The sequence below is a fragment of the Pedobacter sp. SAFR-022 genome (genome assembly GCF_051965375.1).
In the GTDB taxonomy this organism is placed as follows: domain Bacteria; phylum Bacteroidota; class Bacteroidia; order Sphingobacteriales; family Sphingobacteriaceae; genus Pedobacter.
In genome coordinates, this window is the sequence record NZ_JBQCME010000007.1 from 135,996 (window position 1) to 148,424 (window position 12,429).

11 protein-coding genes and 1 pseudogene are annotated in these 12,429 nt (G+C 41.8%); 6 read left to right on the forward strand and 6 right to left on the reverse strand.

Annotated elements, in window-relative coordinates:
• Positions 1 to 3: 3 nt before the first annotated feature.
• The 3 genes from ACTHQF_RS15605 to ACTHQF_RS15615 form a co-directional block, all read right to left on the reverse strand.
• Positions 4 to 3,165 carry a SusC/RagA family TonB-linked outer membrane protein gene (locus ACTHQF_RS15605; RefSeq protein WP_440431602.1) on the reverse strand — a complete coding sequence of 1,054 codons (3,162 nt, stop codon included), beginning with the start codon at positions 3,163 to 3,165 and terminating at the stop codon, positions 4 to 6.
• 347 nt (positions 3,166 to 3,512) lie between these two features.
• Complete coding sequence (locus tag ACTHQF_RS15610; protein WP_440431604.1) at positions 3,513 to 4,181, reverse strand: DUF2490 domain-containing protein; 669 nt, start codon at positions 4,179 to 4,181, stop codon at positions 3,513 to 3,515.
• A 7-nt stretch (positions 4,182 to 4,188) separates the two neighbouring features.
• Positions 4,189 to 4,776, reverse strand: a complete 588-nt coding sequence (locus ACTHQF_RS15615) for a hypothetical protein (protein ID WP_440431606.1) — start codon at positions 4,774 to 4,776, stop codon at positions 4,189 to 4,191.
• 283 nt (positions 4,777 to 5,059) lie between these two features.
• Here ACTHQF_RS15615 and ACTHQF_RS15620 point away from each other — a divergent pair, with 283 nt between their 5' ends.
• The 4 genes from ACTHQF_RS15620 (at position 5,060) to ACTHQF_RS15635 (ending at position 9,366) form a co-directional block, all read left to right on the forward strand.
• Positions 5,060 to 5,290 (forward strand): hypothetical protein, encoded by a 231-nt coding sequence (locus ACTHQF_RS15620; RefSeq protein WP_440431608.1) that lies wholly within the window; start codon positions 5,060 to 5,062, stop codon positions 5,288 to 5,290.
• On the forward strand, positions 5,212 to 5,910 hold the full coding sequence (locus ACTHQF_RS15625; protein WP_440431610.1) for a GNAT family N-acetyltransferase: 699 nt from the start codon (positions 5,212 to 5,214) through the stop codon (positions 5,908 to 5,910). The genes ACTHQF_RS15620 and ACTHQF_RS15625 overlap by 79 nt, the downstream gene beginning before the upstream one ends.
• Positions 5,911 to 6,225: 315 nt before the next feature.
• On the forward strand, positions 6,226 to 6,981 hold the full coding sequence (locus tag ACTHQF_RS15630; RefSeq protein ID WP_440431612.1) for a hypothetical protein: 756 nt from the start codon (positions 6,226 to 6,228) through the stop codon (positions 6,979 to 6,981).
• 1,359 nt (positions 6,982 to 8,340) lie between these two features.
• On the forward strand, positions 8,341 to 9,366 hold the full coding sequence (locus ACTHQF_RS15635; protein ID WP_440431614.1) for an MAC/perforin domain-containing protein: 1,026 nt from the start codon (positions 8,341 to 8,343) through the stop codon (positions 9,364 to 9,366).
• Positions 9,367 to 9,475: 109 nt separating this feature from the next.
• Here the strand turns inward: ACTHQF_RS15635 and ACTHQF_RS15640 are convergent.
• A pseudogene (locus ACTHQF_RS15640) lies at positions 9,476 to 10,018 on the reverse strand (recombinase family protein); the annotation flags it as partial.
• A gap of 364 nt (positions 10,019 to 10,382) precedes the next feature.
• Between ACTHQF_RS15640 and ACTHQF_RS15645 the strand changes: the two are divergent.
• Entirely contained in the window at positions 10,383 to 10,553 is a 171-nt protein-coding gene (locus tag ACTHQF_RS15645; RefSeq protein WP_440431616.1) for a hypothetical protein, read from the forward strand.
• 26 nt (positions 10,554 to 10,579) lie between these two features.
• On the opposite strand, the gene ACTHQF_RS15650 is transcribed toward ACTHQF_RS15645, so the two are convergent.
• Positions 10,580 to 11,104 (reverse strand): GNAT family N-acetyltransferase, encoded by a 525-nt coding sequence (locus ACTHQF_RS15650; protein WP_440431618.1) that lies wholly within the window; start codon positions 11,102 to 11,104, stop codon positions 10,580 to 10,582.
• 78 nt (positions 11,105 to 11,182) lie between these two features.
• Here ACTHQF_RS15650 and ACTHQF_RS15655 point away from each other — a divergent pair, with 78 nt between their 5' ends.
• Complete coding sequence (locus ACTHQF_RS15655; protein ID WP_440431620.1) at positions 11,183 to 11,740, forward strand: arylesterase; 558 nt, start codon at positions 11,183 to 11,185, stop codon at positions 11,738 to 11,740.
• Here the strand turns inward: ACTHQF_RS15655 and ACTHQF_RS15660 are convergent.
• Positions 11,733 to 12,365: a DUF6266 family protein gene (locus tag ACTHQF_RS15660; protein ID WP_440431622.1), complete on the reverse strand. Its 633-nt coding sequence runs from the start codon at positions 12,363 to 12,365 to the stop codon at positions 11,733 to 11,735. The two genes, ACTHQF_RS15655 and ACTHQF_RS15660, sit on opposite strands and share 8 nt — an antisense overlap.
• Positions 12,366 to 12,429 lie beyond the last annotated feature (64 nt).

Sequence of the window (12,429 nt, forward strand, 5' to 3'; positions counted from 1 at the left end):
AAATTATAAGCTTAAACTAATTCCGAATGTGAATACCCTCCCTTGAGGAATACTATTTCTTTCAATTCCGCTCGCTAAATTCGAATTTCCATTAGAAGAAATCTCAGGGTCAACACCGGAATATCCTGTGATAACGAAGGCGTTGTTCACTTGACCGTACACTCTCAAGCCGGAGATACCTGATGTACCAAAAATCGTTTTGGGTAATCTATATCCTAAAGTAGCTGTTTGTAGTCTTAGGAAATCTCCTTTTTCAATATTCTCTGAAATCAGGAAGGCAGATCCATTGGAAACGTTGTCGGTGTATACTGGAAAAGGAAGCGTACCTGATGTATTTGTCGGTGACCATGCATTAGTTACAACCTCCTGGAGATTGTTCCAGAATCTTTGATCCAGGAGACCTGCACGAGATCCGTTGTAAATGTAATTACCACCAGAGAAAGTGAAGTTTAAGGAAAGATCAAAGTTTTTGTAAGACATGTTATTGTTAAATCCACCATACCAGGTCGGTAAGGTGTTACCTAAAATTTGTTGCTGACTTGCAGGCGATGGTGCTGGTGATCCATCGTTAACATACGTATAACCGTTTCCAGCACTTTGGTGTAGGTATTGAATTTCCCGGCCCTCTCTATCAACAAATATACGTTGACCATTAACTGGGTTTATTCCGTTTGTTTTCACACCATAAATCTGTGCTGCAGAGTAGCCTGGTTTGGTAATGCTGGTTTGCTCTAAACCTGAGGTGCTGGTTAAAATTTGCTCAACCTGAGGGTCTAATGCCGTAACCATGTTTTTGATTGAAGTGAAATTCAACGTAGCTGTCCATTTGAACTCCGTATCACGGAAGACACCTGCATTCAAAGCGAACTCAAAACCTCTGTTGTACATGCTACCAACGTTGGAACGGATAGTTCCACCAGGGATGCCTTTTGAAGGTGCTTGAGGAACGGCAAGAATCAGCCCGTCAATATTTTTATTGAAATAATCTACTTCCAGGGAGAACCGGTTTGCTAAGAAACCAATGTTGATCCCTACGTCTGTTTGCTTGCTGGTTTCCCATCCAAGATCTACGTTTCCAGCTCTGTTGAAAACAAAGCCTGTACCATTTTCACCGTATAACGTTGGATCATAGGTTGTAAAATAGTTATATGCGCCAACAGCAGCATTACCAACCACACCATAGCTACCTCTGATGCGCAAATTGCTGATTATGGAGCTTAGAGAGGAGTTCTCAAAAAAGCCTTCCTTGGTAACTTCCCATCCCAATGAACCGCCGCCAAAATTACCCCATCTTTTTGCCTCAGCAAAACCTGAGTTACCATCTCTTCTGAAGTTTCCGCTGATGAAGTATTTATTGTCGTAATTATAGTTAGCGATCGCCAAATAAGATGCTAGGGCAGTTGCGTCTATTCCGTTACCTGCGGCAGTATTGTTGATGAACTGACCTTGGAACTGTGTGTAAAAAGGATCAGATAAGGTTGTACGGTTTGCGCCCCAGTCATCCACTCTTGTACTTTGTGCTTCGTTACCCGCAATCAGGGATACGTTATGAACGCCACCAAAGACCTTATTGTAATTCAGGGTATTGATAAAGTTGCGGTTGTTTCTGCGGTTGTTATTGTTATAGGCACTTCCTGTAGTGCTGAATCCGTCACCCGACAGCGGATTCCAGAATCTGTAGTTCTCTGTGTTCCCGCGATCCCATGAAAACGAAGATTTTAAAAATAAACCTTCTGCTAGTTTTAGTTCTGCTCCTAAATTGGCTATCAATCTGGTTGTTTCTGAAGTGTTTCTATCTCTATCGATTAAGACCGCCGGATTGGACCAGGTAGAGGAAATCAGGTTTGATCCATTTCCAATCGTACCACCAGTTGGATTTAAGTTATAAGAACCATCATCATTAAGCGGTCTTAGGTTTGGTGATAAAGCGAATGCTAACCTGCCTAATCCTGAACTTGCAAATGCACCCCCATCAGTAGAACCACTGTTTGGGCTTTGATTAAAGGAGTTCGTATATGCCATGTTCATGGTTAGCTTTAAAAAACTAGTTGCCTGATGAGAAACATTGGCACGGCCAGTATACCTTTTGAAATTATTTCCTTTCAAAAATCCTTGCTGATCTGAAAGTCCTCCAGAAATAAAATAGGAAGTTTTGTCAGTTGCACTACTTAAACTTACATTGTGATTTTGGGTGAACGCCTGGCGATAAACCACATCGTTCCAGTCCGTATCTACAGCAGTACCATCAGCTCGAAAATCCTGAAAAAAACTATTCCCATCGGCATCGGTTGCCACTTGGGCGGTTGGATTAACCGACTTCAGATTTTTAATTGCTTGATTCTTGTAGGCAATGTATTCAGCTGCATTCATCACTTCGGGAAGCCTTACTGCATTGCTTACACCTGCCCAGCCATCATAATTAAGACGAGTTTCCCCTCTTTTGCCTTTTTTAGTGTTGATGATTAATACACCAGCTGCACCTCTGGAACCATAAATAGCAGTTGAGGCGGCATCTTTTAAGATGTCAATGCTCTCGATATCTTCTGGGTTGATGTCTCCAAGCGGGTTGTTAGCCGCTGAATTTTGGGAAGAATTCGATGTAGAAACCGGGATACCATCCACTACAACTAAAGGAAAGGAGGAAAGAGACAATGAACTTAATCCCCTGACACGAATTACCGGCGGGTTATTCAGCAATCCGTTCGGTTGAACAATACTTACACCGGTAGCCTGGCCAACTAAACCCTGTCCAAAACTTTGTACCGGTTTGTTAGCTATTTGCTCTGATGTAACGGTCGCTGAAGCGCCTGTAAAGCTTTTACGTTGAATGTTACCATAGCCGGTTACAACAACTTCAGTCAGGTCATTGGCATCCGAAACCAGTGCTACGTTCAAAGTGTTAGAACTTCCAACTGCTTTTGTTTGTAAAGCGTAGCCAATGTAAGAAAACTCTAATGTTGTGGTTGAGCTAGGGACAGAAATGGAATATTTACCGTCTGCTGATGTCAGGGTTCCAGTTTTCGACCCTCTGATTTTCACTGTTGCCCCAGGGAGCGGTGTACCGTCCGGGCTGGATGTAACTGTACCAGTGATTGTCCGGTTTTGCGCGACTGCCGTATGGGCAATACATAGCAAAATGAACAAGCTTTGTAGTAGTTTTTTCATAATTTAAGTTAAAGGTTAGTTAAAAGTTTTGTCATTTTAAATCAATATATAAACATTCAAGCGAAATACTTCTAAGAATTTATTTTTATTGATTATATGTTTGAAAAAAACTTAAAAACCATAGAATGAGCGCATATCACCTGAATTCAGGTATAACTTTCGACGCCTAAAATCAGACTTGAGTTTCGTCACAGATTAAGGCCGGTACTACACGGTCCCTTGGGTGAAAATTTAGTAATTCTTCATGATAGAAGCTATCTAATAACGAAAATACCCCTCATTATAGCCGGGTTGCTACATAGGAGGAAAATGGTGAATAAACTTAGCTTTTTTCCTTTGTGCAGGACTTAAAAGTTGTGGTAAAAACCAATGTTTAGAAATAGTTTATGCTTCAAGGTCGTAAACACTTCTTCCATTCGATAGTCTGCTCCAGTCTCAATTCTGTTATCCTCGCCGATGGTATAACCGACTACCGCTAGTCCACGGATCTCCATGTTTGTCTTTGACGACTGCAGAATACCAAAGTATTCATTGTTGAGCTTCAGGTAAAATTCGTTAGGATCTACCTGCAATCCGCTTAGTGGTTTTTCCCAGCTGGCCCGATAGCGCAGGCGAAATTGTACTGATTCGTCTTTTTCAAAAGTCTGGTCGGTTCTAAAGCGGTGACTCAGTCGTGAGCTGTAAAGTTTTTGGGTATAGGCATATTGTTGAATGAAACGGTGGATAAAATGCCCTCCTTCACGGCGGATCAGATAACCAAGTCCCAGGTCATTGGAAGAGTTGAGTGCTGTGTTCGCGACAACCTCCAGGTCCAGTCGCTCAAAAACCCGGTCGTTTTTACCATCGGGAAAAGGGTGTTGCTTCAAAAGCTGCCGACCCTCCAGCTTAGAATTAATTTTCCAGTCATTCGGCAGTTTGATGCTGGTGTTAATAACCGGTAGAATTCCAAATTGGTTCTGCGCGGAAGCCATTGAACTTAATAACGTTAATAGCGCAAGGATCAGGTAATATTTCATAGGAGCATCAGAAAAGTAAGTGCCGCGTATCTTTTTGAATGATCTTTGATGTGCTGATAAGCGTTCCTTCGTCATCAACGAGCACTTCGTAGTCAGAAGTGCTTCTATCTTTATTGCCCCTGATAACCAGTTCATACCTGGTCGTGTACTTTTCCACAGGTTTCTTTTTAGCAAGAAGTTGCTGCAGGGTTGCATCCGGCCCGGTCCACTGGCGTTGCATTTTGTAGATTTTAATACGGGAAAAATCTGCTTCAAGTGTATTCATGATGGCTTGCTGGAGCTTTTCGGGTAAGGATCTGAACTTGATTAGTGTTTCAATGTCCTGAAGGTTTCCCTGCTCATCAAATTCTATACTGTAAATGGTACCATCCTGTTTAACTTTCGCTTCAATACTTTTACCTTTTTGGCTTTCTTCGGCATACCATCTGATCCGCTGTCCTTCAAATGCTTGGTTAACAAATTTCAAGGCATCTTCAGCTACTTGTGCTGGTTTTATCGCGTATTCCCGCTCAATCTTCTGCTGCGCGAAGGCTGGTTGAGGCAGCACAAAAAGTATAAGCGCGATCAGTCCGAGGTTGAATTGTAGTTTATTCATATAATATACTCGCATGCTCATTCCAAAACTATTAAGTAACAAATCGTTGCGACCGGAGGTAAGCTTTACGGTAATCAATAGCGCCGGGCGCCCGCTTTCTTATTTCATCAACGTTGAAAGGTACCTAATGTTTTTGAATCTTGCTGCAAAAAGGGGTATTCAGCCTTGCAGTCGTACCTATAGAACGAAGGTTATTAACCTCATCTGAAACATTGCTTACTTCCAGGTTTTTCAAAATTACCGCTGCTAATTTTGCATTTATTACGCTAATGCCTAAATCTGCGTGATTAGTAACGTAATCAATAGCGCTACTCTGAACTTTTATAAAGAAGCGGGCATCAAGGCCATTGGAAGTCGTTTAAGGATGCTCACAGATAAGATCACGGATGATGCCGCTGCCATATACAAGCTTTATGAAGTTGACATGCAGCCAAAGTGGTTTCCAGTATTCTATGCCTTGTCGAAAAAGGCCAGGACATCATTGATAAAATCCAATACCAATACCATGATGTAGAGGAAGCAATTCAATCGATTTCGGCACAGGCCAGACACGATCTTTGGGCAGCAATAGAGGAGTGGGAGTATTTGTTGGACCAAAAATCTTTATTGCGCCGTGTAGGAGAGCAAAAGAAACAACGCGAAAGTGCCGGTGTAAAAATCGTAGACTATCAACCAGTTTACGCAGCTGCTTTTAAAGCACTGAATGCAAAATGGATATCGACTTACTTTAAAATGGAAGCGGTTGATTACAAATCTCTGGATGATCCGGAAGGCTATATACTCGATAAGGGTGGCTATATTCTTGTGGCTTTGCTTGACGATGAACCAGTGGGTGTTTGTGCGTTGATAAAGATGAACGACGGAGCACACGACTTCGAGCTGGCTAAAATTGCGGTTTCACCTGCGGCGCAAGGAAAGCGTATCGGCTGGTTGCTGGGCACTGCGGCTTTGGATAGAGCCGCTGAACTTGGCGCAAAGAAAGTTTATCTGGAAAGTAATACGATACTGAAGCCAGCCATCAACCTATATCACAAGCTCGGATTCGAGAAAATTGCAGGTAATCCAACGCCATACGAACGGTGCAACATTCAAATGGCCGTAGACATCACCAATCGCATTTTCCTGGGGCGCTAAGTACTCAACCGGCCTGTTTGATGCGATTGGAGAGTATGGCTGCAGAGTTTTCTATGTAGCGCTAGAAAACCCGGGCAAATAGATAGCAAACTGCTGCGGCTGCAACAAACAAGCCCAATGGTAACTTGGCCTATTGGAAAGTGTATCAGGTAAATGGAATATGAAATCACACAAGAAATTATCAAGAAGCTGGTTAATTTATTACCGAGATCATAGCAGCCTCGGTCCCAGTCACTAAACTTTGTATCATGTCAATTACACTTTTTAAGTTTCAGATTTTATTTGTAATATCGGTTACACACAAATAGAATCCGTATGAAAAAATTATTCCTGATCGGAATGACCTGCTGGGGTCTTTCCGCAAGCGCACAGCTGCGCCAAACCGGCGACTTCATTTATCTGAAATCTGATTCAATTGTCCATGCTGAATGGGTTCAGTTACGTCCCAGTTTTACCGGCGATTTACAGCTTAGGGCAGATTCCCGCCGGTTCCCCTTATCCCGGGTAAAATTCTTTAATAATGAGGACGGCTTTTTCGCTGTTATCCATGACGAATTTTTGACCCGCGAGCCTGATTTTGCTGAGCGAATCATTGAAGGCAAAATTAATGTATATGAGAAGGTATCCTACACACCTTATCATCCGGACTTTGGCTATCATCGGCGGTTTGGGAGAAGTCATGGGGTAGATGTAAGCAGATACTATAACAAAAGCTACCAGGATGTACAGCGCTTACGGTATGCTTCCCTATCAAAAGATCTCGCCGACAACCCGGAAAGCATGCAGTTTCTAACAATGTACAGAAAAAATGTAACTACCAGCAAGGTATTGTATGGTACGGCGGTGGCCTCACTGATTACAAGTTTGATACTTTTCGTAGCGGATCAAAAAAAGTTATATAATTCCTCCTCAAATCCCTGGAATTCAAATCTCAGACCTTCATCCAATGGTAACATAACGGGCGGTCTCGTGTTGATGGGCGCGGGAATAGGTTTAGCGGGCGCAGGTTATCTGGTCGGTCAGTCTGCCAACGGGCATTTGGAAAATGCTGTCGACGCCTATAACCGTTAATTGTACCCTAAATATAATGCCTATTATAGTGTGCGTAAGGTTGAAGGGCATCATCTTCTCTAATAGCTCTTAAGAAGGGTGCATATAGATCTGTAAAGTATTTGAAGTCATTCAGTAAAAAGCGTTTTCCTGGCCAGGATTATCTTTCAGCTTTAAAATAGCATCGATATCATCTTCAAACATTTCACGATGATAATTATTGTCAAACCACGTCCCTTCGGCTCTCGTGTAAATTCAATTAACCTGTTTTTCCCACAAGTCATTTAACTTGAACTTGTCCAGCTCAAGCTTGTCAATCTGTCCTAGTTTACCTCTTAATATTTCATATGGCTTAAGCTTAACACCTCGGTCATTAATAACCTCAAAAACCATAGGGGACGTCCGTTTGCCCAACATTAAGATTTATAAGTACGTGCTTTAAATTGAAATAAAATATAAATGTTTCAAACTTGTGCGCATTACTTAGTTCCCTATTCAGCCGAGTAGATATAATTTCATAATTCTTTACCATGTTATGAGATGTTATACCCGAAGATGTATCTATCTCCTTTAAGCTACTTCCATCATACAGCGCATTAAGTATTGATATACGATTTTCGTGATACATCCAAGATTCAGCCTCATAACCAGAGTGACCGACAATTTTATTGCAACTCAATCGTCCAACTCCAATCTCTATCACTTTCGCCTCCTTTTTTGAGACGATTGATTAGGTAGCTATGGCGATTGATATTCCGAATTCGTAAATTATGTACCTTAGCGAACTTAACAGGCTTACATAAATTGATTAGGAGTGACTAAAAAGATTTGCTTCAACTGCCAGAAATCATTCAGCATAACTGATAGACAATCAAATCATTTTGAGTTTAAATGTCCAAAGTGTCATGGGCAGGCATTCCTTTTTACTCATCGATTTAGACCACCGAAAGCAAGTGATGACAAGAAATGGCAGGTTGTCAAGTTTTTGTTTGAAAATGGATTTAGGTTTCAACATATTTCTAACTATGTGCCTGATCATCATGGAATACTCAGATTTTCAAACTTTGCTAGATATCCAGAAAATATGATTGATGCCCTTGAGTTTGTAGAAACTTACAAGGACCAGGCGCTGAAATAAAGACAGCTTTACTATTATGCTATTACAACTTCAAGCTCAGCGTATAATCACCTTTGAAATTTTACCTGGAGTAACTCCAAGCGCAAGGGGTAAAACTTCGTTTTGTGAGACATTTTTTCATTCTTGAAATGACGCACTTCGGTAGATCGTAAATATCACCTCTTGACTGAATCCTCCATTTAATTATCTTTGCGTCGCTTCTTTCGGGATACCTTCAAATAGACCCACACAGATCTAACCATATGAGAAAAATGCTATTGGTATTGGCGGCATTTGCCATACTAACCTCCTGCAAGAAAAATGATACTGACAATATTGAAGAACCACAGAAACTATCCCCAGACATTGAAGTATTAGTAAAGGGTGCGACACAGGAGACTCAACCTCTGTATGAACGTCCTCAAGACTATAATTTTTTAGGGTATGGATATGATGTTACAGATCAATACAACGATGAAGCCTCAGTTAGAAGAAGTGTAGTCGATGTTCCGGCGTATGCTGCGAGTGGTAACTATAGGGTAGTTACTCGTCGGGGCACGGAAGGTTCTTGGACTACTATTCAAGCGAAAGATGCGGTAGAATTATCTGAAAAACTTTCTAATTCCATTGAAACAACCAAAGGCCTTAAGCTTTTTGGAAACACGATTCAAGAGACGTTTCCTGGCACTGTTACTGCCGATAAGAAATATGTTTACGGGCATTACTCTAATTACATCGTATGGAAAAGATATGTGTTCGGTTATGACGAATTTATAAACGACTATCTTACAGTACGTTTTAAAAATGATGTTGCCACATTAAGCCCCCAAGATCTTGTTAATGAATACGGCACACACGTTTTGACCGGAATTGAAATGGGTTCAAGATTTAATGTTATTTATCAGGCAGAGGCACCTGCGGAAGATAGAGATAAAGTCGTTATGGAAGGTTTACGCTATGCGTTAAAGCGGACTTTTGGTTTATCAACCGGTTACTTAGATGAGGTAAATTTGAAAAACCTTAATGCGAATTCCTCCGCCCAAATTTACTACAGCTCAATCGGAGGTGATATCAACAAGTTGAAGACTGAAACTATTGCTAACAGGGTGATGTTAAATCTCACAGATTGGTGGTCAACTAATACAGAAAACAACGCAAAGTTTATAGGTATTTACGACGATCGTTTGATTTCAATTGATCGTTTCATTAATGATCCTATAAAGAAGGCCGCCGTAAAAGCTTATCTCGAACAACATTTTGCTGCTAAAGCTGTAAAATTGACTAATTAAAATTATCGCGTATTTTCAATGGTTGGTCAACTTACCCCCCTAAATGTCTCGTCTGCTATTCTCTTTTTCGTTTTTAACCATTGAAAGTTTCGCCCAACTTAAAGATTAGTTAGACCTTGCTCTCTTTTACAACTTTAACGTATCGGTAACAGATGGCGATGGGTATCTGTAGCCTTTTAGATATTTCCAAAATTGAATATTTGCCAGTATCATGAAGATCCAAGGCAGTCATTGCCAACTGAAGCTTTTCAGTGGATAAGCCTGAAGGACGGCCTCCCTTTTTACCTCTAGCCCTCGCTGCAACAAGGCCCGCTTTAGTACGTTCCCGGATAATTTCAAATTCTGCTAATGAAGCAAAAATATTGAATGTAAATCTACCTGTAGCCGTTGTAGTATCAATGTGATCATGTAGGCTGACGAAATTAACTGCTTTTTCATCGAACACAGCTACTAGATCTACCAGCTCACGAAGAGAACGTCCAAGACGATCCAATTTCCAAACGACTACCTGATCACCCTTACGAAGAGTCGCCAAAAGATTTTTTAAATCGGGTGTGTCTGTATTTTTGCCGGAAATCTTTTCCTGGTATATTATCGTGCACCCATAATCTGTCAGCGCATTGAATTGAAGATCCAAATTTTGGTCTGCAGTACTTACTCTTGCCTAGCCTATTTTCATGTTACTTTTATTATCAAAAACTCATTATCAAAAATATAAAAATCATTTTGATTGATGGAATGGGTTTATGAGAATCGGCAAAAAGAGAAAAGATATTTTAGGCTTAAATGAGATAGGTTTGATTTGTTTAAAGGCATCGGTTTATGCTCAAGATAAATTATCAAAAAACGAGGTCGTTTTTCTAGAATATTAGGCTAACGGCAAAATACCGTTGGATCGTTGCTTATCATCAAATTACGAAAACCTCTAAAACGATTGTGGTAAATTTCACATGCTCTTTTCAGCAGTATGACAGTTAATAACTGCTATACATACCGTTGGTAGCCAAACTTCCGAAGTGGATGGTGAATTTACCGGCAATGAAATATGTTATCCAGTTGGCTCGAAGATTCCGCTAAAAGGTGTAAAAATTAATAGGCCTTTCGCGACCAACAAGAATGATCTGGTACAAATTGAGGATGTGCTGACTAACGAAGCACTGAAAATTAAACAACGCTATGCTTACTAACTTGCTTGCCTTTATCAAAGCCAGTATTAGTCAACTAAGTCAGCCTTGCTGATCTCGTAAACAAAGTTCAGCTTTGGCAGCTCAGCAAAGTAGCTAACTTCCTGCTCAGCGATTTTAACCGCGCCTAACCTGCCAATCGATATTTGTGAGCGCAGGTTAGCCGCCCCTATATGGAAGTAAACTTTGGAGACATACTGAAATGCATACTTCAACATCAATTTTTTCACGGCATGGTTTATACCCTTGCCCCAGCATTTTACAGCATAGAAGGTATACCCGATAAAGATACTGCTGTCCTGTTCGTTGAATTCGTAAAACCTGGTGCTGCCCAAAATCTCTCCACTAACTTTGTCCAGGATTTTAAATGCACCTTTACTTTGCATTGCACCTTCGAAAAAGTTACTGAATACTTCTTTTTTCCAGCGGTCTTTATTAGGGTGCTGCTCCCAGATTTCCGGATCTGATGCAACAGCATACAAAGCTTCAAAGTCTGCACTTTCCAGTGGATACAGCGCAACTTGCCCGCTTTCGAGTATCGGTTGTATGTTCATATTTTCCACGCTTAGCTCCTGTAATATGCTAAATTGATTTTAAGCAAACATAATGTAGTTTTATCAAGTTTAGGCTGCATGCATAATATTCTCTTTTTTGGTGACAGTCTTACCGCGGGCTATGGGCTTGCTAATGTCTCCGTAGAATCACTGCCTGCGTTATTGCAGGAGAAGATCAATGCTGCGGGCTTGGAATATAAGGTGATCAATGCAGGTGTTAGCGGCGAAACTTCTGCAGGGGGACATTCTCGTATCGACCTGTTGCTTGACCGGCCAATTGATGTGTTTGTGCTGGAGCTTGGGGCAAACGACATTCTTCGGGGCATCTCCCCACAAAGTACCGCGGCCAACCTGCAGGGCATCGTAGATAAGGTTAAAAAGCGCTACCCGGAAGCAAGTATGCTGCTGCTCGGCATGGAGCTGCCTGCCTGGATTCCGGGTACGCTTGTGGCGGATTTCAGAAGGATCTTCCGCCAGGTGGCACACGACAATAACATGGCCCTTGTGCCTTTCATGCTGGACGGGGTAGCCGGCATCCGGCACCTGAACCTGCATGATGGCATTCATCCAACAGCTGCAGGCTATCGCATTATAGCAGATAAGATCTGGCCAGTGCTAAAGCGCCTCCTTAGTTGATCCTGCCCAGGTATAAACTGTTCGATACCCGGCTTCTGTCTTTGGAGATGAAAGCAATGAACACCTCCAGCCTTTCCAGTAAGTAGGAGGGTTGCATGGCTAGGAAATCTTCTGCCCGGCTTCGTTTCGCACCTGCGGTTTCAAAGATTGAGGTGTTCTGATCAGGCAGATAAGCCATCATCATCACCTGATCCTCTGCGGCTTCAAAATCACCCGCATTCCAGTTCCAGTTAAATCTCAGTCCATCCACTTCGGCAGATACCTGCGCTGCTTCCGGTGGGGCTGCATCTCCCACACTGAGCGACAAGGTGTCGTATCGCAACTGCTGCAAGCCACCGTCTAATCCGATTAGGTTTAGCCTGTTGATTGAGGTCGCCAGATTGTGATAGTTCAGGTCTGTGCCACGCGCAGCACTACTGAATCCCGCTTTTAGAAACGGCTTGATAGAACTGAATAAGGCCATAAGCGTTTTCATTCTTCCAGTGTTCTGTTTTTCTCCTGCGGTCGGTCCGGATTCCCGCTGGCCGATCAGCCGAACCACATTTTTGCTGCCAAGTTGATAAAATACGAAATGCTTTAACTTTCCTCTTGCAGCACCCAGTACTCCATTGTTTGTTGTTCCCATTCTTTTAAGTCTTTATTTGGTGAATTATAAATCTATAAGAAAGATTTGGAGAATAGGGTGGCAG